General features: G+C 63.9%; 18 protein-coding genes. 7 read left to right on the forward strand and 11 right to left on the reverse strand.

Features of this window, described 5'->3' with window-relative positions:
• Positions 1-50: 50 nt before the first annotated feature.
• Positions 51-1,244 (forward strand): branched-chain amino acid ABC transporter substrate-binding protein, encoded by a 1,194-nt coding sequence (locus AWB66_RS02730; RefSeq protein WP_087628805.1) that lies wholly within the window; start codon positions 51-53, stop codon positions 1,242-1,244.
• A 20-nt stretch (positions 1,245-1,264) separates the two neighbouring features.
• Here the strand turns inward: AWB66_RS02730 and AWB66_RS02735 are convergent, their stop codons facing one another.
• The 9 genes from AWB66_RS02735 to AWB66_RS02775 form a co-directional block, all read right to left on the reverse strand.
• A complete protein-coding gene (locus AWB66_RS02735; protein WP_087628693.1) occupies positions 1,265-1,957 on the reverse strand; it encodes a response regulator in 693 nt (230 codons plus the stop codon).
• A gap of 28 nt (positions 1,958-1,985) precedes the next feature.
• Positions 1,986-3,923, reverse strand: coding sequence for a type IV pili methyl-accepting chemotaxis transducer N-terminal domain-containing protein (locus AWB66_RS02740; protein ID WP_087628694.1), 1,938 nt, complete (start codon positions 3,921-3,923; stop codon positions 1,986-1,988).
• 48 nt (positions 3,924-3,971) lie between these two features.
• Positions 3,972-4,514 carry a molybdopterin-guanine dinucleotide biosynthesis protein B gene (gene mobB, locus AWB66_RS02745; protein WP_087628695.1) on the reverse strand — a complete coding sequence of 181 codons (543 nt, stop codon included), beginning with the start codon at positions 4,512-4,514 and terminating at the stop codon, positions 3,972-3,974.
• Positions 4,515-4,650: 136 nt separating this feature from the next.
• On the reverse strand, positions 4,651-5,334 hold the full coding sequence (gene narI, locus AWB66_RS02750; RefSeq protein ID WP_087628696.1) for a respiratory nitrate reductase subunit gamma: 684 nt from the start codon (positions 5,332-5,334) through the stop codon (positions 4,651-4,653).
• A gap of 13 nt (positions 5,335-5,347) precedes the next feature.
• A complete protein-coding gene (gene narJ, locus AWB66_RS02755) occupies positions 5,348-6,001 on the reverse strand; it encodes a nitrate reductase molybdenum cofactor assembly chaperone (protein ID WP_087628806.1) in 654 nt (217 codons plus the stop codon).
• A 14-nt stretch (positions 6,002-6,015) separates the two neighbouring features.
• Positions 6,016-7,569, reverse strand: coding sequence for a nitrate reductase subunit beta (gene narH, locus AWB66_RS02760; RefSeq protein WP_087628697.1), 1,554 nt, complete (start codon positions 7,567-7,569; stop codon positions 6,016-6,018).
• Positions 7,566-11,306 (reverse strand): nitrate reductase subunit alpha, encoded by a 3,741-nt coding sequence (locus tag AWB66_RS02765; protein WP_087628698.1) that lies wholly within the window; start codon positions 11,304-11,306, stop codon positions 7,566-7,568. The genes narH and AWB66_RS02765 overlap by 4 nt, the downstream gene beginning before the upstream one ends.
• Positions 11,307-11,454: 148 nt before the next feature.
• Positions 11,455-12,840 carry a NarK family nitrate/nitrite MFS transporter gene (locus AWB66_RS02770; RefSeq protein ID WP_087628699.1) on the reverse strand — a complete coding sequence of 462 codons (1,386 nt, stop codon included), beginning with the start codon at positions 12,838-12,840 and terminating at the stop codon, positions 11,455-11,457.
• 29 nt (positions 12,841-12,869) lie between these two features.
• Entirely contained in the window at positions 12,870-14,165 is a 1,296-nt protein-coding gene (locus tag AWB66_RS02775; protein WP_087628700.1) for an MFS transporter, read from the reverse strand.
• 272 nt (positions 14,166-14,437) lie between these two features.
• Between AWB66_RS02775 and AWB66_RS02780 the strand changes: the two genes are divergently transcribed.
• Entirely contained in the window at positions 14,438-16,960 is a 2,523-nt protein-coding gene (locus AWB66_RS02780; protein ID WP_087628701.1) for an adenosylcobalamin-dependent ribonucleoside-diphosphate reductase, read from the forward strand.
• A 364-nt stretch (positions 16,961-17,324) separates the two neighbouring features.
• Here AWB66_RS02780 and AWB66_RS02790 read toward each other — a convergent pair whose 3' ends face one another.
• On the reverse strand, positions 17,325-17,678 hold the full coding sequence (locus AWB66_RS02790; protein ID WP_087628703.1) for a DUF4148 domain-containing protein: 354 nt from the start codon (positions 17,676-17,678) through the stop codon (positions 17,325-17,327).
• 303 nt (positions 17,679-17,981) lie between these two features.
• Entirely contained in the window at positions 17,982-18,995 is a 1,014-nt protein-coding gene (locus AWB66_RS02795) for a LysR family transcriptional regulator (RefSeq protein ID WP_087628704.1), read from the reverse strand.
• A 197-nt stretch (positions 18,996-19,192) separates the two neighbouring features.
• Here AWB66_RS02795 and AWB66_RS02800 point away from each other — a divergent pair, with 197 nt between their 5' ends.
• From AWB66_RS02800 to AWB66_RS02820, 5 genes are all read left to right on the forward strand, one after another.
• On the forward strand, positions 19,193-20,029 hold the full coding sequence (locus tag AWB66_RS02800; protein ID WP_087628705.1) for an alpha/beta hydrolase: 837 nt from the start codon (positions 19,193-19,195) through the stop codon (positions 20,027-20,029).
• A gap of 55 nt (positions 20,030-20,084) precedes the next feature.
• Positions 20,085-21,269, forward strand: coding sequence for an efflux RND transporter periplasmic adaptor subunit (locus AWB66_RS02805; protein ID WP_087628706.1), 1,185 nt, complete (start codon positions 20,085-20,087; stop codon positions 21,267-21,269).
• A gap of 28 nt (positions 21,270-21,297) precedes the next feature.
• Positions 21,298-24,495: an efflux RND transporter permease subunit gene (locus tag AWB66_RS02810; protein ID WP_087628707.1), complete on the forward strand. Its 3,198-nt coding sequence runs from the start codon at positions 21,298-21,300 to the stop codon at positions 24,493-24,495.
• A gap of 5 nt (positions 24,496-24,500) precedes the next feature.
• Positions 24,501-26,033 carry an efflux transporter outer membrane subunit gene (locus tag AWB66_RS02815; RefSeq protein WP_407642254.1) on the forward strand — a complete coding sequence of 511 codons (1,533 nt, stop codon included), beginning with the start codon at positions 24,501-24,503 and terminating at the stop codon, positions 26,031-26,033.
• A gap of 157 nt (positions 26,034-26,190) precedes the next feature.
• On the forward strand, positions 26,191-26,403 hold the full coding sequence (locus tag AWB66_RS02820) for a hypothetical protein (protein WP_087628708.1): 213 nt from the start codon (positions 26,191-26,193) through the stop codon (positions 26,401-26,403).

Below are 26,403 nucleotides of genomic sequence, written 5' to 3' on the forward strand. Positions count from 1 at the left end.
CGCCCGTGCGGGTTCGTGAACGTGAACGGAAGGGCAAGAAATTGAAGAACATCGCAGATCGCAAGTCGCAGAAACTCGCCGCAATCGCATTGGCCGTCCTCGCCCTCGCCGCCTGCGGCAAGAAGGATGAAGCACCGGCCACTCAAGCTACGCAATCGGCGGCGCCGTCGCCGGCGAACGTCGAAACCGTGAAGATCGGCCACGTCGGGCCGTTGACGGGCGGCAGCGGCCACTTGGGCAAGGACAACGAGAACGGCGCGCGCCTCGCCGTCGAGGAAATCAACCAGCAGGGCCTGACGATCGACGGCCGCACCGTGCGGCTGGAACTCGTCGCCGAAGACGACGCCGCCGATCCGAAGACCGGCACGCAGATCGCGCAAAAGTTCGTCGACGAACATGTGGTCGCGGTCATCGGCCATCTGAACTCGGGCGTCTCGATTCCGGCTTCGCGCATCTACAACGATGCGAACGTCGTCGAGATTTCGCCGTCGTCCACCAATCCCGACTACACGAAGCAGGGCTACAAGGCGACGTATCGTGTCGTGGCAACCGATGCGCAGCAGGGTCCCGCGCTCGGCAACTACGCCCTGAAGTCGCTCAATGCGAAGACGGTCGCCGTGGTCGACGACGCGACCGCCTACGGCAAGGGTCTCGCCGATGAATTCGCGAAAGCCGTGGAAGCGGCGGGCGGCAAGGTGGTAGGACGCGAAGCGACGAACGACAAGGCCACCGACTTCCGCGCGATCCTGACCAAGATGAAGAGCGAGCAACCGGACGTCATCATGTTCGGCGGCATGGATTCGACCGTCGGGCCGTTCGTGCGGCAGGCGGCGGCGCTCGGCGTGAAGTCGAAGGTGATGAGCGGCGACGGCGCGTGCACGACCAAGGTCGCGGAACTCGCGGGCGACGCCGTGCAGAACCTCGTCTGCTCCGAAGCGAGCCTCGCGGTTTCGAAGATGCCGAAGGGCGCGGACTTCGAGAAGCGCTTCCAGGAACGCTTCAACGGTCCGATTCTCTTCAACGCGCCGTTCGCGTACGACGCGGTGTACGTGGTCGTCGATGCAATGAAGCGGGCCAGTTCCACCGATCCGGCGAAGGTGCTGGCCGCGATGCCGACGACGAACTATGACGGTGTGATCGGCCACATCGCGTTCGACCCGAAGGGCGACATGAAAGAAGGGGCGATCACGCTCTATACCTATCAGGACAAGAAGAAGTCGATTCTCGATGTCGTGAAGATGTGAGCGCGGGGCGCGGGCAGGCCCTAACGGACCTCACCCGCGTCCTGTTCGAGCGCGTAGATGGCAATTTGCACGCGGCTCGACAGCTTCAGCTTGCGCAGCACGTTGCGTACATGAATCTTCACCGTGCTTTCGGCAACATCGAGTTCGCGTGCAATGTCCTTGTTGCTTGCGCCGCGCGACAGGCTGCGCACGATGTCGCGTTCGCGCGGCGTGAGCGCCGCCCACTCGCCGCGCGACGCGCCCGGCACCGCTTGGTCGGAACTGCGTGCAGACGCGCCCGTGCGTGCCGGCGAGCGCAGTTTCTCCACCAGCCTCGCCGTCATGTCCTCGGCCACTACGGCTTCGCCCGCCGCCGCGCGCCTGATGGCCGAAGAGAGCGTCTCCGCCTCGATATTTTTCAGCAAATAACCGCACGCGCCTTCGCCGAGCGCTTTCTCCAGTTCGTCCACGTCTTCGGACACGGTCAGCATGACGACCGCCGTATCCGGCAGATCCTGTTTCAGAAGCTGCAACGTTTCGATTCCCGACAAGCCCGGCATGTTCAGGTCGAGCAGCACCACGTCCGGCCGATGCTGCTTCGCGCGCTTGACGCCTTCGATGCCGTCGGCGGCGTCGTCGACGACTTCGAAATCCGGCTGGCGCTGTAGCAGCGCGCGCACGCCCGAGCGAAAGAGCGTGTGGTCGTCGATCAGGAGAATGCGAATCGTCGTCATGAGTGGATAGTGTCCGTGAAGCGATGGATCAGGCTGCCTGCCGCGCGCACTCGGACATCGACAGTGAAATGCGCGTGCCGGCGCCCGGCGCGCTGTCGATTCGCAACCGCGCATTCAGCCGCGCCGCGCGCTCGCGCATGATATGAAAGCCGACGTGCGCCTCGCCGCGCGCGGCGATGGCGGCGGGCTCGAAGCCCTGGCCGTCGTCCTCGATCAGCATGTGGAATTCGCGGCCGTTCTCGATGACCACATGCACCTCGGACGCCTCCGCGTGCTTGCGGATGTTCGACAGCGCTTCCTGGAGGATGAACAGCACCTGCAACTGCCGGTCGGGCGGCAGGGGCGGGCCGCCGGTCTCGTCGAAACGCCAGTCGACGCTCGCCTCCGATTGCCGCTCGAACCGCGCCACCGTATCCGCGACCGCGCGCTTCAGGTCGCCGCTTTCGAGCTTCGTGCGGAAATTGACGAGCAACTCGCGCACGTCGTCGTAGCTCTCTTCCAGCCCGCCGCGCAGGAGCGGCACGATCTCGCGCACTTCGTCGATATGGTTTTCCTGCGCGGCGGTGTCGAGCATGTGCACCTGAATTTTCAGGAAGTTGAGGCTCTGCGCGATGCTGTCGTGCAACCCCTGCGCGACGAGATGACGCTCCTGCGCGACCGCGAACTGTCGCGCGGCGCTCGCGAGCCGATGGTTCTGCAGCGCGGTGCCGAGATGCCGGCCGAGCGTTTCGAGCAATTGCACCTGCGAGGCCGGCATCATGTGGTCGTGCGCGAAATGCAGCGAGAAGGAGCCGAGCGTCGTTTCCTGCGACACGATGCGAAACGCCGCGACGCCGGCGAAACCGGCCTTGCGGCATCCGTCGACAAACGGATTCTCGCGCGGCGACCAGGGTTCGCGCGCGTAACGAATGACCGGCGGGCCTTGTGTGGCGGCGTTGCCGCAGAGACAGTCGTCGGCCGCCATGCAGCGTTCGGCGTCGACGAGTTCGGCGGGCATGCCTTGCGATGCGATCAGATGCAGGTTGCCGTCGTCCGGGCCGAGCGCGCGAACTGTGCCGCCTTGCGCGTCGAAACGACGCATGACGCGTTCGAGAAAGCCGCCGCACAACGTCTCGACATCGTGCGATTCGTGCAGGAAGGCGGTCATTTCGTAGAGCGCCGTCAACTCGCGGTTCTGCGCGGCAAGCTGCGCCGTCTTCATGTCGACGCGTCGTTCGAGTTCGCGATGATGGCTCTGCAACTGATACGCCATGCGGTTGAACCCTTCGGCGAGATGACCGAATTCGTCGTGCGACCCGACCGGCAGGCGCGCCGCGAAGTCGCGCTTTTCGATGCGCGCGATGCCGTCTTCGAGTCGCTGCACCGGCACCACGAACCACAGGTACAGCAGATAGACGATCGCGATCGTCCCGATGCACGCCATCGCGGCAAGCGCCATTTGCGAACGACGCAGCCATGCGGTTTTGCGCGCGTTCTCCTCTTCGATCATGCGAACGAGCGTGTTGGCCTCGGCGATGAACGACGGCAGAAGATCGACGTAAAGCAGGCTTTCACGCGCGGGCGTCGCGCTGTTGGAGGAAATGGCCGGTTTGAGCGAGTAGCGCCAGCCAGTTTCGACGAGCCCGAACTGAATCAGTATGTCGAGTGAATCGGGAAGGAAGAGCGGCCGGGACGGCTCGCCATGCTTGAGACCATCGAGCGTGCGTTCGAGCAGCGCGACTTGGGCGGCGACCTCGGCCGCACGCCCCGCACGGGCTTCGTCGAGCGCCACGGCGATCAGCGACGCGCGCATGCGCAGACTGCCGGCGTCGTTGATCGCGGCGCCCGCGCCCTCAAGCTGCCACGAAAGCCACAACGTGCCGACGATCATCGCGAGCACGAGCGTCAGCGCGACGCCCGACAGTGCGACGATGCGCGTGGACAGCCGATGATTGAAACGCGCGAGGCGTTCGAGTAGGGACGGCATTGAGAGCCTGCGGCGAAACGACGCTGCCGGTTGCCTGTGGTTGAAAGCTCAATTATCCCGCGTGCCCGGCATCTCGAAATTGATATGGACGGTCTTGCAGACGAATTCTCCGATTCGGTCTATGTCGCTCAGCGGCAGGACCGGTAGCGTGGTTGCGAGCGCGGCCGGATCGTCGCTTGCGATAGCGAGAATGGCCGCATCGGTCTTGTAGAGCGGCTCGGTGGCGAGCGCCGCGCGCACGACTTCGAGACGCGGAAGCGATTCGCGCGTGTAGCCTTCGACTATCGTGAGGTCGGCTGGCGCGAGGCGGGCCGCCAGTTCATCGAGGGACGGCTCCAGCTCGTCGCGCAGTTCGCGCACGATCGCATAGCGATACGGCGATGCGATCAGAACCTCGCCCGCGCCGGCATGGCGAAAGCGCGCGCTGTCCTTGTGCGCGGGTTCGAGCTCGATCGAGTGATGACTGTGCTTGATCACGTTGACGACGATGCCGCGCGCGCGCAGCCAGGGCAGGAGCGCCTCGATCAACGTGGTCTTGCCCTGGCCGGAGCGGCCGGAGATGCCGAAGAGCGGCGGCTTCGGTGAAATCATGCGTGTGTCCGTTCGGTTCTTTCCGATGATTGAAGCAGTTGATCCACATGGCCGGCAGCGCCGGTTGGCGTCGACAGCGAACAGCAGTGTAGCGGCAAAACGCCGCGGACCATGCGATGGCTCCGGACCGCGAGCCTCAACGCGGGCGAACGAGCTGCCACGCGCGCCCGAGATACGTGACGGACGCGAATCCGCTCCACACGTGCACGAGGCGCGTGAACGGGAAGATCACGAACAGCGTGATGCCCATGAAGAGATGCAGCTTGAAAAGAATCGGCGCATCCGCGATGAGACTGGCTGCGTCTCCCTGCAAGGTGACGATGTGCTGCGCCCAGGTCATGAGCAGCACCATCATGTGGCCGTCCATGTGTTGCGTCGAAACGCCGATGGTCGAGAGGCCGAGCAACAGCGTTGCGAGAATCCAGACCAGGAGCAGCTTGTCGCCGCGTTTGGTGACGGCGGAAATGCGGGCATTTGTCAGCCGCCGGTGCACGAGGATCAGCAGTCCGGCGAGGCACAGCGTACCCATCACGCCGCCGGCGACCATTGCGACGATCTGCTTCGTGCCGTGCGCGACGCCGAGCCAGTCCCAGACGGCAACTGGCGTGAGCAGGCCGAACAGATGGCCGAAGAAGAGTCCCAGTATGCCGACGTGAAAGAGGATATTGCCGAGCCGGAGCGCGCCGCGGTGCAGCATCTGCGAACTGTCGGACTTCCAGGTGTACTGTTCGCGCTCGAAGCGCGCAAGGCTGCCGAACAGGAAGATTGCTGCCGCGATATACGGATAAATTCCGAAGAAGAATTGATGGACCAGGGACACGTCGAATTTCCTTTCAGTGGGTGGCCGCCGCGCCGCGCGGATAAAAATGCACCGGCTGCGCGAGGGGCGTGGTCATTCGCGAGGCTAGCAACGGCTCGACGCCGTCCGAACCCGGGCCGAACATCTCGAGCGCTTCGTCCATGTCGCGCACGGGCGGTTCGGTCCGGGTCTGAGGCACGACATCCGTCATCGAGCGCAACACGTCGAATGCCGATGCATACGGGCTTTTGCCGCGCGCGAGCCGCTCGCCGAGCGCCGCGAGCACGTGGATCGCTTCGCCGAGCAGCGCGCGCGCCTGCGCCGGATCGATCATGCCCAGCACTTCGAGGAAGAGCGGCACATAGTCCGGCAATTCGTTCGACGCCATGTCGAGACCGTGGCGGCGATACTCGTCGAGCAGATCGACCATCGCCTGTCCGCGATCGCGGCCTTCACCGTGCACGTGTTCGAAGAGATGCAACGAATGAGACGGATTGCAATCGAATGTACCGACGTAGTTTTCCTGCAACTCGATGAGCGACTGGTGCTTCAACATCGCGACGAGCGGTTTCAACTGAAGCCCGGCTTCGTGCCACGCGCATAGCGCATCCTCGATGTCGGGGAGCGCGGCGAGCAGCTCCGGTTCGGGATAATCGAGCAGCGCGGCGAGAACGGGATAAATCGACATCGTTGCAACTTCCGTCATGACTGTGCTCCTGCTTTTTTGCGCGACTTGGGCATGTCGGCGAACACGACACTGCCTTGCGGTTTCTTGCCGAAGAGCGAGCCCTCGGACGCCCCGCCCGAGCAACCGTTTCCGAAGGAAAAGCCGCAGCTGCCCTTTTCGTTGAAGCTGTCCTCGACCATTTCCTTGTGCGACGACGGCACGACAAAGCGGTCCTCGTAGTTGGCGATCGCGAGCGTCTGGTACATGTCCTCGACCTGCGCGGCGGTGAGGCCCGTGCCGTCGAGTAGTTCTGGTTCCGCGCGTCCGTGGACCGTCTCGGCCCGCTTGAACGCGCGCATCGCGAGCATGCGTTCGAGCGCGGACAGCACGGGGCGCTCGTCGCCCGCAGTCAGCAGGTTCGCGAGATAGCGCATCGGAATGCGCAGGCTCTTCACGTCGGGAATGACGCCGTCCATGCCGATGTGGCCGGCTTCCGCCGCGGACTGGATCGGCGAGAGCGGGGGGATGTACCAGACCATCGGGAGCGTCCGGTACTCCGGATGCAGCGGGAATGCCACCTTCCACTGCACCGCCATCTTGTAGACAGGAGACTTGCGTGCCGCGTCGATCCAGCTTTGTGAAATGCCCTGGCGCAGCGCCTCGGCCTGCACCTGCGGATCATGCGGGTCGAGGAACACGTCGAGCTGCGACTGATACAGGTCCTGCTCTCGCTCGACCGATGCGGCTTCGCCGATCTTTTCGGCGTCATAGAGCATCACGCCGAGATAGCGGATTCGCCCGACGCACGTTTCCGAGCAGACGGTGGGTTGTCCGGCTTCAATACGCGGATAGCAGAAGATGCACTTCTCCGCTTTGCCGCTTTGCCAGTTGAAGTAGATCTTCTTGTACGGGCAGCCGGAGATGCACATGCGCCAGCCGCGGCACTTGTCCTGATCGACGAGCACGATGCCGTCGTCTTCGCGCTTGTAGACCGAGCCCGACGGGCATGAGGCGACACACGCCGGGTTCAGGCAGTGTTCGCACAGACGCGGCAGATACATCATGAAGGTGTTCTCGAAAGTCGAGTACATCTCCTTTTGCACCTGGTCGAACAGCATGTCGCGGCCGCGCGAGGCGAACTCGCCGCCGAGATCGTCTTCCCAGTTCGGACCCCATTCGATCTTGTCCATCTTCTTGCCGGTGAGCACCGAGACGGGCCGGGCAGTGGGCGGCGTCTGGGACAGCGGAGCCTTCTGCAGATGCTCGTAGTCGTAGGTGAACGGCTCGTAGTACTCGTCGATGGCGGGCAGGTTCGGGTTGGCGAACAGGTTCGCGAGCACCTTGAGCTTACCGCCCTGACGCGGTTCGATTTTCCCGTCGGCGTTGCGCTTCCAGCCGCCTTGCCACTTCTCCTGATTCTCCCATTCCTTCGGGAAACCGATTCCCGGCTTCGTCTCGACGTTGTTGAACCACGCATACTCGACGCCGTCACGCGAGCTCCACACGTTCTTGCACGTGATCGAGCACGTGTGGCACCCGATGCACTTGTCCAGATTCAGGACCATCGCTACCTGCGCGCGGATCTTCATGCGACTGCTCCTTCGTTCAGCGGGCCTTCCAGCCACTCGACCTTCTTCATCTTGCGGACGATCACGTATTCGTCGCGATTCGATCCGACCGTTCCGTAGTAGTTGAAGCCATACGCCTGCTGCGCATAGCCGCCGATCATGTGCGTCGGCTTCAGCACCGTGCGCGTGACGGAGTTGTGGATGCCGCCGCGCATGCCGCTCGTTTCCGCGCCAGGCACGTTCACGATCTTTTCCTGCGCGTGATACATGAGACACATGCCGCGCGGTACGCGCTGGCTCACGACGACGCGCGCGGTGAGCGTGCCGTTCACGTTGAACACCTCGACCCAGTCGTTATCGACGAGTCCGGCTTCGCGGGCCTCCGTTTCCGACACCCACACGTGCGGACCGCCGCGCGAAAGGGTGAGCATGCGCAGGTTGTCCGTGTAAGTGGAGTGGATGCCCCATTTCTGATGCGGCGTGATCCAGTTCAGCACGAGTTCGTGCTCGCCATTGGGCTTGGTGCCGAGCATCGGAGCGATGGTCTTGGTGTCGATGGCCGGGCGATACACGCACGAGCCTTCGCCGAAGTCGAGCATCCAGCGGTGGTCCTGGTAGAACTGCTGGCGTCCGGTGAGCGTGCGCCATGGAATGAGTTCGTGCACGTTGGTGTAGCCGGCGTTGTAGCTGACTTCCTCCGATTCAAGGCCCGACCACGTCGGCGCGGAAATAATCTTGCGCGGCTGTGCCTGCACGTCGCGGAAACGGATCTTGTCGTGCTCGCGGCCGATAGCGAGATGCGTATGATCGCGACCGGTGATCTTCGAGAGCGCCTCCCATGCTTTGACCGCCACATGTCCGTTGGTTTCGGGCGCGAAGGTCAGGATCATTTCGGCGGCGTCGATGGCAGTGTCGAGCCGCGGACGGCCCTGACTCACGCCGGGTTCCGTGACGGTGCGCGTCAGATGCGCCAGTTCACCTACCTCATGCGCCGTGTTCCAGTTGATGCCTTTGCCGCCGTTGCCGAGCTTGTCGAGCAGCGGCCCGACCGACGTGAACTTGCTGTAGATATCGTTGTAATCGCGCTCGACGACCGTCATCGACGGCGCGGTCTTGCCTGGAATCAGTTCGCATTCGCCGGCTCGCCAGTCCTTCGGCTCGAACGGCTGGCCGAGCTCGCCCGGCGTGTCGTGCATGAGCGGCGTGCAAACGATGTCCCGGCGCTTGCCGAGCGCGGGTCCGCCGATGTCGGTAAACTTCTTCGCAATCGCCTTGTAGATTTCCCAATCGGTCTTGCTCTCCCAGAGGGGCTGCACGGCCTCCGAAAGCGGATGAATGAACGGATGCATGTCGGACGTGTTCAGGTCGTCCTTCTCATACCAGGTTGCGGTCGGGAGGACGATGTCGCCGTAGAGACACGTCGTGCTCATGCGGAAATCGAGCACCGTGAGCAGATCGAGCTTGCCTTCGGCCGCTTCGCGCACCTTCACTTCGCCGGGCTTGATCGCATCGGCTTCGTCGGCGAACAAGGCGTTCTGCGTGCCGAGCAGGTACTTCAGGAAATATTCGTGTCCCTTGCCCGAACTGCCGAGGATGTTCGAACGCCACACGAACATGTTGCGCGGGAAGTTCGCGGGATTGTCCGGGTCGTCGCACGCGAAACCGAGTGCGCCCGACTTCAGTCGTTCGACCACGTAGTCAATCGGCTCCTTGCCGGCTTGCGTTGCGGCGTCCACGAGATCGAGCGGATTAGCGCTCAATTGGGGCGCGCTTGGCAGCCAGCCCATACGCTCCGACTTCGCGTTCAGGTCGAGCATCGAAAGCCGCGCGTACTTCGACTTGTCGGCCGTGGGTGCAAGCACTTCGTCGAGCGCGACTTTCTCGTGCCGCCACTGGCTCGTGTGGTTGTAGAAGAACGACGTGCCGTTCATCTGCCTTGGCGGGCGGGTCCAGTCGAGGGCGAACGCGAGCGGCGCCCAGCCGAATTGCGGCCGGAGCTTTTCCTGCCCGACATAGTGCGCCCAGCCGCCGCCGCTTTGCCCGACGCAGCCGCACATCATCAGGAGGTTGATGATGCCGCGATAGATCATGTCGTTGTGATACCAGTGATTCAGCGCCGCGCCGACGATCACCATGCTCTTGCCGTGCGTCTTCTCGGCGTTTTCGGCGAATTCGCGTGCGACCTGGATCACGAGCTTGCGCGGCACCGTCGTGTGCTTTTCCTGCCAGGCAGGCGTGCAGGGGACGTCGTCGTCGAAGGAGCGCGCGACGTTCGGGCCACCGAGGCCCTGGTCGACGCCGTAATTCGCCATCTGCAAGTCGAAGACCGTGGCGACGAGCGCACTCGTGCCGTCCGCGAGCGTGACGCGTCGCGCCGGCACGCGGCGTTCGAGCAGCGCGCCGTGTTCGCCGCCGAAGTAGGGAAAGCCGACATCGACGATCTCGTCGTGCGCGCCCGCCTTCACGAACGACAGGCGCGGATCGATCGCGCCGCCGCTGCCGCCGTCCTTCAGTTCAAGATTCCAGCGGCCGACTTTTTCGCCATCGTTATGCGCCGCTTCATTCCAGCGGAAGCCGACCGTGCCGTTAGGTGCGACGATCGCGCCGGTGGCGTCGTCGACGAGCAGTGTCTTCCATTGCGGGTTATTCGCTTCGCCGAGATTGTTCGCGAGGTGCGAGGCGCGCAGGAAATGATCGGGCACCAGCGTGCCATTGTTCTCGCGCAGCAGCACGAGCATCGGCATGTCGGTGTACTGCTTTACGTAGTCGCGCAGATACGAGGATGTGCGCGGCGCTTGCACCGCATGAAACTCCTTCATGACGACGTGACCCATCGCCATCGCGAGCGCGGCGTCGGTGCCTTGCTTCGGCGCGAGCCAGATGTCGCCGAACTTGACCATTTCGCCGAAGTCCGACGATACCGCCACGGTCTTCGTGCCCTTGTAGCGCACTTCGGTGTAGAAATGCGCGTCGGGCGTGCGGGTCTGCGGGACGTTCGAACCCCACACCATGAGGTACGTGGAGTTGTACCAGTCGGCGGATTCGGGCACGTCCGTCTGTTCGCCCCAGACTTGCGGCGAGGCGGGCGGAAGGTCGCAATACCAGTCGTAGAACGAGAGGCACGCGCCGCCGATCAGGCTCAGATAGCGCGCGCCGGCCGCGTAGGAAACCATTGACATCGCCGGAATCGGCGAGAAGCCGATCACGCGGTCCGGGCCAAATTTCTTGATCGTGAACGCGTTGGCCGCCGCGATGATCTCGGTCGCCGTGTCCCAGTCGGCGCGCACGAAGCCGCCGAGTCCGCGCACCTGCTTGTAGCGCGCGGCCTTCTCGGGGTTCTGGCTGATCGATTCCCATGCGTCGATCGGATCGAGCTTCTTGCGCGCCTCGCGCCACATTTCGATGAGGCGCCCGCGAATCATCGGATACTTCACGCGCTGCGCCGAATACACATACCAGCTATACGACGCACCGCGCGGACACCCGCGCGGCTCGTGATTCGGCAGATCGGCGCGGGTACGGGGATAGTCGGTCTGCTGCGTTTCCCACGTGATCAAACCGTTCTTGACATACACCTTCCATGAACACGAACCGGTGCAATTGACACCGTGCGTGGAGCGCACGACCTTGTCGTGCTGCCAGCGATTGCGATAGCCGTTCTCCCACGTGCGGTCTTCATCGACGACTGCGCCGTGACCATCGGAAAACGTCGACCGGGTGCGTTTCATGAACTTCAGCCGGTCAAGAAAGTGACTCATTTTTTATCTCCAAGCGGCGCTTCTCGCGCCTGGCGGCGAGAAGGAAAGCCAGGCGGAAGCAGACCGGGTCAGCATAGGCGCAGGCGTTGTGCTTGCCTATTCGCCATAGGTTGAAGTCGGGTTACGTCTTTAGGCGTAGTCCGCCGGATCAGCAAGGCATGCCGGCGCCGCGGCGCGCGTAAAAAAACCACGTGATCGCGACGCATGTCGCATAGAACACGACGAACACATAGAGCGCGGGCACGGCCGAACCGGTCAGTTCGAGCGCGGAGCCGAACGTCTTCGGAATGAAGAAGCCGCCATAGGCACCGAGCGCTCCCGCGAAGCCCAACACGGCCGCCGACTCCTTGCCCGCCTCCTGCTGCGCGCGGCGCAGTGTGGCGTCGTCCTGGCCGCGCGCCTCGCGCTGGTGCTGCGTCATGAAGATCACGGGGATCATGCGGAAGGTCGATCCGTTGCCGATGCCCGTCAGCGCGAAGAGCAGGATGAAGGTGACGAGAAAACCGTCGAAGCTGCCTCCTGCGCCGTTGCCCGGCAGGAAATGGACGACGGCGAACACGGCCGCGATCATCGCGATGAAGGTGCCGAGCGTGACGCGCGCGCCGCCGAGCCGGTCGGAGATCCAGCCGCCGACCGGACGCGTCAGCGCACCGGCGAGCGGTCCGAGAAACGCATAGGCGGTTGGATCGACTGTCGGGAACTGCGACTTGGTCAGGAGCGCAAACCCCGCCGAGAAACCGATGAACGAACCAAAAGTGCCGACATAGAGGCAGCACATGAGCCAGGTGTGCTTGCGCCGGAAGATGACCGCCTGTTCCGCGAAGGATGCCTTCGCATCGGCGATGTCGTTCATGCCGAACCACGCCGCGAGCGTTGCCACGACGATGAACGGCACCCAGATGAATCCCGCGTTCTGCAACCAGATGCCGTGCTCGATGCCGTCCTTGACGAACGTCGTGCCGCCGCCCGCCAACGCGCCGAACACGCTCGAAGCGATCACGAGCGGCGCCACGAACTGCACGAGCGACACGCCAAGATTGCCGATGCCCGCGTTGAGGCCCGTCGCGAACCCCTTTTTCGCCTTGGGGAAGAAGAAGCTGATATTCGCCATCGACGAACTGAAGTTCGCGCCGCCGAGCCCGCACAACAGGGCGAGCACCAGCAGTGTCGGGTAGCTCGTGGACGGATCGCGCAGCGCGAAGCCCACGCCCAGCGCGGGAATCAGCAGGGTTGCCGTGGAGAACGCCGTGAAACGGCGACCGCCGAAAACCGGTACGAGGAATGAATAGAAGATGCGCAGCGTCGCGCCCGACAGCGCGGGAAGGGCAGTCAGCCAGAACAGCTGGTTCTTGCTGAAATGGAAGCCGCCTTTTTCGAGGTTCACGACGGTGACGCTCCACAGCGACCACACGGCGAACGCGAGCATCAGCGCGGGAATCGAAATCCACAGATTGCGGTTGGCGACGGACGCGCCGCCGGATTTCCAGAACGCCGGGTCTTCCGGCGTCCAGTTGGTCAGGACTTGGTTGGACATGATGTCGTCTTGGTTGATGCGGGGATGGGTCAGACGGCCGCGTTGCGGGCGGCGGATTTGTCGCGCGCTTCTGCCGCGCCGACTGGACGGAACGAGAAGTGCATCCAGATCAGGCTGACGGCTGTCGCGCCGAAGAGGAGCATGAAACAGGTGCTGTGCACGCCGGTCAGGTCGACGAGCGCGCCGAAGAGGATCGGCAGTGCGAAGCCCGCGAGGCCGCCCGCCAGGCCGACGACGCCGGAGATGGCGCCGATGTTGTCGGTGTAGTCGTTCGAAATGAACTTGAAGACGGAGGCCTTGCCGATCGCCATTGCAATGCCGACGACGAACATCAGCGCGGTGAACAGGGTTGGCGGGATAGCGATGTGAAAGCCGATCGGGCCGTTCGCCGAACGAACCGTGAAATCGCTTTCCGGATAGCTGAGCACGAAGAAGCAGACGAACACGATCCACATGACGATCCATGTCGTCCGGTATGCACCGTAGCGGTCGGAGAGCCAGCCGCCGATCGCGCGCAGCAAGCCGCCCGGCAGCGAGAAGCACGCCGCGAGGAGCGCCGCCTGTTCGATGGCAAAGCCGTAGTGGTTGACGTAGTAGTGCGGCATCCACAGCGACAGGCCGACATAGCCGCCGAACACCACCGAGTAGTACTGTGAATAGCGCCAGGCTCGCACGTCCATCAGCGTGTGGCGACTGCTTGCATTACTTCGTGTCTTCGGCGTGCGATGGGCCGGATCGCTCACGGACGTCAGCCAGAATGCAAGCGCCGTGACGAGCATCACGATCGAGTAGACCTTCGGCACGATGGTCCACGTGCCCGCGGTCAGGATCAGCACGGGCGCGACGAACTTGGTCAACGCCGCCCCCGAGTTGCCGGCGCCGAAGATGCCCATCGCGAAACCCTGGCGCGATTTCGGAAACCAGCGCGCGACGTAGGGCGTGCCAATCGAGAAGCACGCGCCCGCCAGGCCGACCATGAGCCCGAGCACGATGAACTGCCAGAATTCGGTGGCATGCGAGATGAGCCATAGCGGCACGACGGTGGCGAGCATCGTGACAAGGAAGACGATGCGTCCGCCCACCCGGTCGGTACAGATGCCGAGGGGCACGCGGGCGAGCGAGCCCGACAGCACGGGCGTCGCGGCGATCATGCCGAATTGCGTGTCGGTGAGGTTGAGCTGCTCTTTCAGCGGAATGCCGAGAATGGCGAACATCATCCAGATCGCGAAGCAGATGGTGAATGCAAACGTGCTCGACCCGAGCACGCGCCACGCGCGCGGGTCTTGTTCGAACGAGCTGGTCTGGGTCTTGCGTGCGGCAGTCATCGTGCGGGAGCGAAGGGGTTGAAATCGGGTTGGAGGGAGAGACAACGAGCTGGTCCAGAGCTTGCCTCGCGCGTAATGCGCCGACCATTCACCAAAGGGACAGGGCGACACGACACCGCTCGTTCGTTCGAGCTACTCCGGAAGGCGTAATCCGAAAAACATCGCCGCCAAGACTTGGCGCTCGTTGCGCAATCGCGCTATCGTCTTGAATCGTGTTTGCGGATCGGGCCGTGCATCACGTGCACGGTGCCCGCGCGTTTTCGAGGACGGACATGGCTGAAGACAATCTCAACACTCCGGTTGCACCGCAGCAGTTTTCCATCGACGTGATGATCGAGAAGTACGCGAAGGGCGACGAAAGCCGCGTAGAGGACATCTACCGGCGCGTCGCGCGCGGTGTCGCACTGGCGGAACCCGAGGCGCTGCGCACGAAGACAGAAGCGGACTTCGTCGACAACTTCCGGCGCGGCGCGCTCGGCGCGGGCCGCATCATGAGCGCGGCGGGCACGGGCATCGAGGCGACGCTCATCAACTGCTTCGTGCAGCCGGTCGGCGATGCGATCCAGGGTGTCGATGAAAACGGCCTGCCGGGCATCTACGTGGCGCTGTTGCAGGCGGCCGAGACGATGCGGCGCGGCGGCGGCGTCGGCTACAACTTTTCCGCGATCCGGCCCAAGGGCGCGCGCGTTCATTCGACCGGCTCGTCCGCGTCGGGACCATGCAGCTACATGGACGTGTTCGACGCGTCGTGCCGCACGGTCGAGAGCGCGGGTTCGCGGCGCGGCGCGCAGATGGGCATCCTCGACTGCACGCATCCCGACCTGCTCGAATTCATCGCGGCCAAGCACGAGAAAGGGCGCTGGAATAACTTCAACGTGTCGGTGGCGGTGTCGGACGAATTCATGCAGGCCGTCGCCGACGACGCGGGCTGGGAACTCGTGCATCGCGCGGAGCCCGCGCCCTCGCTGCGCGCATCGGGCGACCTGCGGCGGCGCGAGGACGGCATGTGGGTGTATCGCGAAGTGCGGGCGCGCGAAGTGTGGGACGTCATCATGCGTTCGACCTACGACGTGGCCGAGCCGGGCGTCGTCTTCATGTCGCGCATGAACGACGACAACAACCTGCGCGGTGTCGAGACGATCCGCGCGACGAACCCGTGCGGCGAGCAGCCGTTGCCCGCCTATGGCTGTTGCAACCTGGGGCCGCTCAATCTCACGCGCTTCGTGCGCGACGCGTTCGCGCAAGAACGCGGCGGCACGCCGTCATTCGACTGGGACGCGCTCGCGAAGACCACGCGCATCCAGGTGCGCTTTCTCGACGACGTGCTCGACGTCACGCTCTGGCCCTTGCCCGAGCAGGCGCGCGAGGCGGATGCGAAGCGGCGCATCGGCGTGGGCTTCACGGGTCTCGGCGACACGCTCGTGATGCTCGGCATCCGCTACGACGCGCCCGAAGGCCGCGAATTCGCAACGCGTGTCGCGCGCACCATGCGTGATGAAGCGTATCGCGCGTCGGTCGAACTCGCGCGCGAGCGCGGCGCGTTTCCGCTTTTCAACGCGAAGCAGTATCTGGAGGAAGGCACGTTCGCTTCGCGCCTGCCCGAGGACATCAAGGAAGACATCCGCAAGACCGGCATCCGCAACAGCCATCTGCTTTCCATCGCGCCGACCGGCACCGTGAGTCTCGCGTTTGCCGACAACGCATCGAACGGCATCGAGCCCGCGTTCTCGTGGACCTACCAGCGCACGAAGCGCATGGCCGATGGCGGTCGGCAGTCGTTTGCGGTGGAAGATCACGCTTATCGGCTGTATCGCGAGCTGGGCGGCAACGTGAATGCGCTGCCCGATTACTTTGTGAATGCGCTGCAGATGTCCGCGCATGACCATCTGGAAATGATGGCGGCGGTGCAGCCTTTCGTCGACACGTCGATTTCGAAAACCGTCAACGTTCCCGCCGACTATCCCTTCGACAAATTCCAGGACCTGTATTTCGAAGCGTGGCGGCGCGGGCTGAAGGGGCTTGCGACATACCGGCCGAACGAGACGCTGGGCGCGGTGCTGTCAGTCACGCCGGAGACGACCCCCGCCGATTCGCCGGACCCGGATCTGGAGCAGGACCCGCTGCGCATCGCGATCGACCACCGGCCGCGCGGCGAACTGCCCGCGGTCATCGAGAAGGTCGAGTATCTGACGCAGGCGGGGAAGAAGTCGCTCTATGTCGCGGTGTCGTTCATCGAAGTGACGGGGCGGCAGGGCGGCGAGGACGTGACTATCGAGCGTCCGATCGAGTTCTTCATCCCGACCGGCCAGCGCGACGAATCGCAACAGTGGATCACGGCGACCATGCGCTCGCTTTCGCTTGCTGCGCGCGGGGGCTTCGTCGCGCGCAATCTGCAGGACATGCGCAAGGTCTCGTGGGATCGCGGTCAGGTGCGTCTCGGCGATGTCGAACGGCTCGACGGCCATCGCAGCCCGCGCTGGCACGATTCCGAAGTCGCGGCGCTCGCGTATGCGATCCAGCAGATTCTGTATCGGCGTGGCTTTCTCGATGCGGAGGGCAATCAAGTCCCGTCGCGCGCGCTCGCGCAGCGTCACACGAGAGCGCTTGCGGCGCAGCCAGTGCTCGACGAAACAGAGGAGGATGATCCGACGCAACTCGATTCATCGACCGGCGATGCCCATTCGCTCATGCGCATGCACGGACGCAAGTGCCCGACGTGTGGGGCCAATGCGGTCATCCGCAAGGACGGATGCGACTTCTGCACCGCGTGCGGAGAAATCGGCGCGTGCGGATGAGCTGGCCGCGCGAGGCGTTCAGCCTCGCGTATCCGCCACGGGCGACGGCCTGACGGTTTGAGCCGAGGACGGGTGCGAAGCCTGCGTCACCGCTTGCTCCACCTGCGAGCGGGCCGCATCGGAAACGACTTGCGGCCCCGCTATCGTCGCGATGACGAAGACTGCCGCGACGATTACCGCGCCCACGTCGACGCTCCGGGTTCCGCGGCCTGGCATTCCGCCGTGCGCGGCGTGCTGGCCCGCTCCTGAACATAAGGACGCCAGACGGGCGCGGAAGGTGCCCAATCGTCGAGGGCCGAAAACTGCTCGAGGGGTGTGTTGTCGTTCATGATCTTTCTCTCTGTTCCGCTCGCGATATGCCCGCTCAATGAGCCGCGACGCCGCTTTGCGTCACCGATCCGTTCGCGTATTCCACGATCTCGCGGTTGTGCTGCTCGGCGAGGGCGGCGCGGCGTGCGGACTGCGCGGCGACCGCTTCGCCCGCCATGCTCTTGTCCGGATACGCGTTGCGGTTGAGCGCCGGCAGCGTGCCGTCCGAATACGAGGCGGCGAGTTCGGCACGCACTTCGGCGCGCGTCTTGGTGCTTTGCGCGGTCGTCGTCTGTATCTGATACGTGCCCGCGCGGCCGATGCCCTGACCGCCGTCGGCGAAAGCGGTCGTCGAAACGACAGCGGAAACGGCGGCAAGCGCTAAACCTGCGATTAGTCGGCTTTTCATGATGACGCTCCTGTCGATGCCTGAATGTTCGAAGAAATTCGATGAGCAGCGTCGGTTCGATGAACCCGGCTACGCTGCGACAGGACGAAATGTAGTCAAGCCGCGGCCGCGGATAAATGTGCAAAGTGCGAAAAGATTAATCGAGTCCGGCGAACAATCGCGGAGCGCCTTGTGGGGCGGGGGATTCGGAGGCGCGGTACACACCCGAGCGTGCAATAGACTCGGTATCCGAAGGGACAAAAAACAAAAAGGGCGTTCGATCGAACGCCCGTGCCAAACGAAAATCCGATGCGAACCCGTTAGCTATGCAACCACATCGACGGTGCCCGCGACTTCAGGCGTGCCATACCGGACCATCTTCGACGAAAACGACGTGCTCGTCGGCAGGCAGCGGCCTTCGGCGTCCTCCTGGCCCGAGAGCAGCGGGCAACGTTCGAACAGCTCCGCCGCCCAGTCGACGAACACGCGCACCTTTTGCGACAGATGCCGGTTGTGCGGATAAACCGCTGAAATCGGCATCGGCAAAGGCTTCCACTGCGGCAGCACTTCGACCAGCTCGCCCGTTTGCAGGAACGGCAGCGCCATGAAGCGCGGCACCTGAATGAGCCCGACGCCCTTCACGCCGCAACTCAAGTAGGCTTCCGCATCGTTCACGGCGATCTTGCCACGCATCTTCACTTCGATCGTCTTTTCGTCCACGACGAAATCCATGTCGATCACGCGGCCCGTGCGGCTCGAAAAATAATTGACGGCCGTGTGGTGTTCGAGATCCTCGATGGTCTTCGGCATGCCGTGCAGTTCCAGGTACTGCGGGGCTGCGGCGGTCAGGCCCTGAAACACGCCGATGCGCCGCGCGACGAGACTCGAATCTTGCAGCGTGCCCACGCGAATCACGCAATCGACGCCTTCCTGGATCAGATCGACGGGCTTGTCGCCAAAGCCGACCATCAGTTCGATATCCGGATAGCGCGTGTGGAATTCGCACAGCGCGGGCATCACGATATTGCGTCCGATCGCGCCGGGCATGTCCACGCGCAGCTTGCCGCGCGGACCCTTGGCGCTCGTCGCGAACGAGCCCTCGGCTTCCTCGATGTCCGCGAGGATGCGCACGCACCGCTCGTAATACGCGGCGCCGTCGGGCGTGAGATTCAGACGCCGGGTCGTGCGCTGAAGCAGCCGCACGTTGAGGAACGCCTCGAGGTTCTGGATGATCGTCGTCACCGACGCACGCGGGAGGTTGAGCGTATCCGCTGCGCGCGAAAAGCTGTTGGTGTCGACAACGCGTGTGAACACCTGCATAGCTTGTAGCCGATCCATGTTCTCTCACCGTCAAAAGCATTGCAGCGCCGGGAATTAAGCGCGCTGCTAACAAACGATTAAGGATGTCGAATCGCGATTGTTCAGTGCGACCGAATTGTGTTGCCGGATTATAGGCATTTATCTAAAAACCTGCGGGCACCAGAATTCGTTCCATCGCAACTCAGGTGGGATGGCGCAAACGCGCCGCAAAAACCATGGCAACAACGCTGGATCAGGGGCTGAGTCAAACGACATCTTCGAGGCTTTGCATCGAAGATGTTCAACTCGCGGGACACGCTCAGCCGATCGTGCTGCGCAGCTATCGCCCCGCGCCGGACGGCACCGTCCTGCCGATTGTGCTTTATTTCCACGGCGGCGGCTTTACCCACGGCACGCTCGACGACGCCGAGATCGCCGCCGCGACGATCGCACGCGACACGCCCGCGTGGGTCGTGTCGGTCGGCTATTCGCTGGCGCCGGCGTTTCCGTTTCCCGCCGCGCCCGAAGACGGCTATCGCGCTGCACAGTGGGCGGTCGCGAATGCACGCGCACAGCGCGCGGACCCGCACCGGATTGGTGTAGCCGGACACGACGCGGGCGGCAATCTCGCGACCTGTCTCGCGGCTATCGCCCGTGATCGCGGCGATATCGCGATTTCGGCGCAGGCCTTGCTTGCGCCGCTTCTCGACCCGAGCCTCACGCGTCTCGCCGACGAACGCAAGGTGACGGGCACCGATCTTGGAATGAGCGAATGCGCGCGCTGCTATCGCGCGTATCTGCCGAACGCATCGCAACGGCTGCACCCGTATGCGGCGCCGCTCGAATCGCGCCGTCTCGCGGGTCTGCCGCCGGCGTTGATCGCGAGTGCCGAGCACGACCTGCTGCACATCGAAGCGGAAAAATACGCGGGCGAACTGATCGCTGCGGGCATCCCGACCGAGGTCACGCGCCATTGCCGCGCCTCGCACAAGGGTCTCGCTACGCATCCGGCCGCACTGGCCGACGTCGTCGCCTTCTTCAGAAAACGTCTCTCGCTGGCGAAGCCGGTTTGACCGGCGCCGCACGCGGGACAAAAAAAATCTCAACGACTTTATTGGAGCTTTCGACATGTTCTTCACTCGCAAACGCATGTATGCGGCGCTAGGCGCCACGCTCGTGGTCGCGGGCATCGGTAGCTATACGGCGTGGCGCGGTCATGGCGACGCGCCCGTGAACAGCGCGCAGGCCGCGGCGCACAGCGCGACGGCGACCGAAGTGGACGTCGCCACCGTGGTCTCGAAGACCATCACCGACTGGCAGAGTTACTCGGGCCGGCTCGAAGCCGTCGACAAGGTGGACATCCGCCCGCTCGTGCCGGGGACGATCGTCGCGGTGCATTTCAAGGACGGCGCGCTCGTGAAGAAGGGCGATCCGCTCTTCACGATCGACCCGCGTCCGTACGTGGCCGAGGTCGATCGCGCGGCGGCGCAGCTCGCGGCCGCGCAGGCGCGCAACGGCTACACGACGACGGATGCGGCACGCGCCGAGCGCCTGCTGTCCGACAACGCGATCGCCAAGCGCGACTACGACGAGAAGCAGAACGCCGCGCGCGAGGCCGTCGCGGGCGTGAAGTCCGCGCAGGCCGCGCTCGAAGCCGCGAAGATCAACCTGACCTACACGAATATCGTCGCGCCCGTGTCGGGCCGCGTGTCGCGCGCGGAGATGACGGTCGGCAACATCGTCTCGACCGGTGCGAACGCGCCGCTTCTGACGACGCTCGTGTCGGTCTCGCCGATCTACGCCTCGTTCGACGTCGACGAACAAACCTATCTGCGCTATCTGAGCCGCGACTCGAAGGCGACGGTGCCGGTGTCACTCGGCCTCGCGAACGAAGAGGGTTATTCGCGCGAAGGCGCGGTCGCGTCGGTGGATAACCGCATCGATACGAGTTCCGGAACGATCCGCGTGCGCGCCCGTTTCGACAACGCCGACGGCTCGCTCTTGCCCGGCCTCTACGCGCGCATCAAGGTGGGCGGCGGCACGCCGCACCCGGCCGTGCTCGTCGACGATGCCGCGATCGGCACCGACCAGGACAAGAAGTACGTGATGGTCGTCGACAAGGACAACCGCGTGCAGTACCGCGAAGTCACGCTCGGCACGCAGCAGGACGGACTGCGCGTGATCGCGAAGGGACTCGAACCCGGCGAGCGCATCGTCGTGAACGGCCTGCAGCGTGTGCGTCCGAACGATGTCGTGAAGGCGAACGGCGTCGCGATGGCGAACAACGCGCCCGCTCCGAAATCAGCGTCGTAAGCGGCGCTTCAAGCTCAGAAGAACGATCATGAACATATCCAAATTCTTCATCGACCGCCCGATTTTCGCGGGCGTGCTATCGGTGATCGTGCTGCTCGCGGGCGTCATCGCGATGTTCAAGCTGCCGATCTCCGAGTACCCGGAAGTCGTGCCGCCGTCGGTGGTGGTGCACGCGCAGTATCCGGGCGCGAACCCGAAGGTGATCGCCGAAACGGTGGCCTCGCCGCTCGAAGAGCAGATCAACGGCGTCGAGAACATGTTGTACATGCAGTCGCAGGCGAACAGCGACGGCAATCTCAACATCACCGTCACGTTCAAGCTCGGCACCGATCCGGACAAGGCGCAGCAGCTCGTGCAGAACCGCGTGTCGCAGGCCATGCCGCGCCTTCCGCAGGATGTGCAGCTCCTCGGCGTGACGACGATCAAGTCGTCGCCGACGCTCACGATGGTGGTCCACCTGAATTCGCCTAACGGCCGCTACGACATGACGTATCTGCGCAACTACGCGCTGATCAACGTGAAGGACCGGCTCGAACGGATCGGCGGCGTGGGGCAGGTGCAACTCTGGGGCTCGGGCGATTATTCGATGCGCATCTGGCTCGATCCGCAGAAGGTCGCACAGCGCGGCATGACCGCGAGCGATGTCGTCAGCGCGATCCGCGAGCAGAACGTGCAGGTCGCGGCGGGCGTGATCGGTTCGTCGCCGACGCTGCCGAACGTGCCCGTGCAGTTGAACGTGAACGCGCAGGGGCGTTTGCAGAACGAGGCCGAGTTCAAGGACATCGTACTGAAGACGTCGCCTGACGGCGCGGTCACGCGTCTGCACGACGTGGCGCGCGTGGAACTGGCCGCATCGGAATATGGCCTGCGTTCGTTGCTCGACAACAAGTCGGCGGTCGCGATCGCGATCAACCAGCAGCCGGGCGCGAACTCGTTGCAGATCTCCGATCAGGTCCGCGCGACGATGAAGGAACTGAAGGCGGACATGCCCTCGGGCGTCGAATACCAGATCGTCTATGACCCGACGCAGTTCGTGCGCTCCAGTATCGAAGCCGTGATTCACACGCTGCTCGAAGCGATCGCGCTCGTCGTGCTGGTCGTGATCGTGTTCCTGCAAACGTGGCGCGCGTCGATCATTCCGCTGCTCGCGGTGCCGGTGTCGATCATCGGGACGTTCTCGCTGTTGCTCGCGTTCGGCTTCTCGATCAACGCACTCTCACTCTTCGGGATGGTGCTCGCGATCGGTATCGTGGTGGACGATGCGATCGTGGTCGTGGAGAACGTGGAGCGCAACATCGAGTCCGGGCTCTCCGCGCGGGAAGCGACCTATCAGGCGATGCGCGAAGTGAGCGGGCCGATCATCGCGATCGCGCTAACGCTCGTGGCTGTGTTCGTGCCGCTTGCGTTCATGTCGGGTCTTACGGGCCAGTTCTACAAGCAGTTCGCGATGACCATCGCGATCTCGACCGTGATCTCCGCGTTCAACTCGCTGACGCTCTCGCCCGCGCTCGCCGCGATGCTGCTCAAGGGCCACGACGAGCCGAAGGACTGGCTCACGCGCGGCATGGATCGCGTATTCGGCGGCTTCTTCAAGCGCTTTAACAAGGTGTTCCATCGCGGTTCGGAAGCGTATGGCAAGGGTGTGTCGAAGGTGATCAGCCGCAAGGCGATCATGATGGCGATCTACGCGGTGCTGCTCGGCGGTGCGGTGCTGATGGGCAAGGTCGTGCCCGGCGGCTTCGTGCCCGCGCAGGACAAGGAGTATCTGATCAGCTTCGCGCAGTTGCCGAACGGCGCCTCGCTCGATCGCACCGAGCAGGTCGTGCGCCAGATGACGGACATCGCGCGCAAGCAGCCGGGCGTGGAAAGCGCGGTGGAATTTCCGGGGCTGTCGGTGAACGGCTTCACGAACTCGTCGAGCGCGGGCATCGTGTTCGTTACGCTCAAGCCGTTCCATGACCGCAAGACGAAAGAACTCTCGGCCGGCGCGATTGCAGGCGCGCTCAACCAGAAGTTCGCCGCGATCAAGGGCTCGTTCATCGCCGTGTTCCCGCCGCCGCCGGTGCTCGGACTCGGCACGCTCGGCGGCTTCAAGATGCAGTTGGAAGACCGCGGCGCGCTCGGCTACGAAGCGCTCAACGATGCGACGCAGGCGTTCATCAAGCGCGCATCGCAGACGCCCGAACTCGGACCGACGTTCTCCAGCTATCAGATCAACGTGCCGCAACTGAACGTCGATCTGGATCGCGTGAAGGCGAAGCAACTCGGTGTTTCCGTGACCGATGTCTTCAACACGATGCAGGTGTACCTCGGCTCGCTGTATGTGAACGACTTCAACCGCTTCGGTCGCGTGTATCAGGTGCGGGTGCAGGCGGATGCGCCGTTCCGTGCGAGTGCCGACGACATCGGCTTGCTCAAGACGCGCAATGCCAATGGCGAAATGGTCCCGCTCTCGTCGCTCGTGAAAGTCTCGCCGACATATGGCCCTGAGATGGTCGTGCGCTACAACGGCTATACGTCCGCGGACATCAACGGCGGCCCGGCGCCGGGTTACTCGTCGGGTCAGGCGCAGGCGGCCGCCGAACGCATCGCGGCGGAAACGCTGCCGCGCGGGATCAAGTTCGAATGGACCGATCTCACGTATCAGCAGATTCTCGCGGGCAACGCGGCGCTGTGGATCTTCCCGATCAGCGTGCTGCTCGTGTTCCTGGTGCTCGCCGCGATGTACGAGAGTCTCACGCTGCCGTTCGCGATCATCATGATCGTGCCGATGAGCATCCTGTCGGCGCTGCTCGGCGTGTGGCTCACCGATGGCGACAACAACATCTTCACGCAGATCGGCTTGATGGTGCTGGTGGGCTTGTCGGCGAAGAACGCGATCCTGATCGTCGAATTCGCACGCGAGCTGGAAATGCAGGGACGCTCGATCGTGCAGGCCGCGATCGAAGCGAGCCGGCTGCGGCTGCGCCCGATCCTGATGACGTCGATTGCGTTCATCATGGGCGTGGTGCCGCTCGTGCTCTCGACGGGCGCCGGTTCGGAGATGCGTCATGCGATGGGGATCGCGGTGTTCTTCGGCATGCTCGGCGTCACACTTTTCGGGCTGATGCTCACACCGGTGTTCTACGTGCTGCTGCGCAAGCTCGCACGCACCGAACACATCACCGACAAGCACGGCACGCATCCGCAGATGCGTGGAATCAATGCCTCGTACGAGGCGCAGTGAGGGACATGATGAACAAGTCGTTATCCAAACGATGGCTGGGGTTGTCGGGGCTGCTGGCGACGCTGCTCGTGGTCGCGGGCTGCTCGCTCGCGCCGACCTACGAGAAGCCCGATGTGAACGCGCCGTCCGCATTCAAGGAAACGCCGGTCGAGTCGACCGCGTCCGCTGACAAGATTTCGCCCGCCGAGGCCGGCACGTGGAAGACGGCGGAGCCGTCGGAAGAAGTGATGCGCGGCGAATGGTGGACGATCTTCGGCGACGCGACGCTCAACGACCTCGAACACCAGGCCGCCGATGCGAACCAGAACCTGAAGGCCGCGGCCGCGCGCGTGAAGGAAGCGCGGGCGATCAACCAGACGGCGCGCGCCGGGCTCTTCCCGACCATCGACGCGGGTTTCGGCCCGACACGCGAGAAGCTGTCGCCGGCGTCGCAGTTGCAGCCGCAGAGTGTGAACGTGCCCGCGCAGACGTTGTGGCGCGCGCAGGCGAGCGCGTCGTATGAAGTCGATCTGTTCGGACGCGTGGCATCGACCGTCGATGCGGCGAGGGCCGACACGCAACAGAGCGAGGCGCTGTTCCGCTCGGTGCAACTGGCGTTGCAGGCGGACGTCGCGCAGAACTACTTCAACCTGCGCGAACTCGATGCCGAGATGGACGTGTTCACGCGCACGGTGAGCCTGCGTGAAGAAGCGCTGAAGCTGGTCCAGCGGCGCTTCACCGAAGGCGACATCAGCGAACTCGACGTGGCGCGCGCGAAGTCCGAACTCGCGACGGCGCGTTCCGACACGATGACGATCCAGCGGTTGCGCGCGGCGTCCGAGCATGGTCTCGCGGTGCTGCTCGGCAAAGCGCCCGCGCAGTTCTCGATGGCGGCGAATCCTTTGAAGCCTGTCGAGATTCGCGTGCCGCCGGGGCTGCCTTCGTCGTTGCTCGAACGCCGGCCGGATATCGCAGCGGCCGAGCGCGCGATGGCGGCCGCGAATTCGCGCATCGGCGTGGCGAAGGCCGCGTTCTTTCCTTCGCTGACGTTGACGGGCGCGGGCGGCTTCGAATCCGCGACGCTCGGCGACTTGTTCCAGTGGTCGAGCCGCACGTTCCTTCTGGGACCGCTCGTCGGCACGGCGCTGTCGATGCCGATCTTCGATGGCGGGCGTCGTAAGGGGAACCTCGCCAACGCGCGCGCGGTGTATGAGGAGGACGTGGCGAATTACCGGCAGCAGGTGCTGGTCGCGTTCCAGGAAGTCGAGGACAACCTCTCGGACTTGCGCATCCTCGAAGAACAGACAGGCACGCAGGCGGACGCAGTGAAGTCGTCGTCGCGGGCGGCGCAGTTGTCGCGCACGCAGTACAAGGAGGGCGCGGTGAACTATCTCGATGTCATCGACGCGGATCGGACGGTGTTGCAGTCGCAGCGGGTTGCCGTGCAGCTTGCCGGGACGCAGGCCGTCGCGACGGTGAATCTCATTCGCGCGCTTGGCGGTGGTTGGGGCGATGCGATGCCCGTGCCGGTCGTCGAGCCCTCGCTGGCACAGCGATGAATCGATGCTGGCGCCTTGGGCGGCGCGATGTCGAACATGCCGCCCCGGGCGCCAGTGCCTACATTGTTCGCGATTGCGAACATATGTCTTCACCCTGGGAACCTTTATCCGGAAGTGCTCGCTCCGTAGAATTCAAATCATGGAATGGGAGCTTGCAATGAGAGCCTTGATCGAAAGACAACTGTATCAACCGGCCGTCGTCCTGCCGCTGCTCGTGCTCATGCGCCTGATGGTCACGCTCGACTTCAACCTCGCGCAAGTTACGCTGGTCGTCGTGGCAAAGGGGTCGCAGTACGTGTTCAAGGCGGTCTTCAAGCCGCGCGCGGGCCGCGGCGAATCGCGCGCGGTCTGCCACCACTGCCACTGCTAA

The organism is Caballeronia telluris (genome assembly GCF_001544495.1).
Classification (GTDB): domain Bacteria; phylum Pseudomonadota; class Gammaproteobacteria; order Burkholderiales; family Burkholderiaceae; genus Caballeronia; species Caballeronia telluris.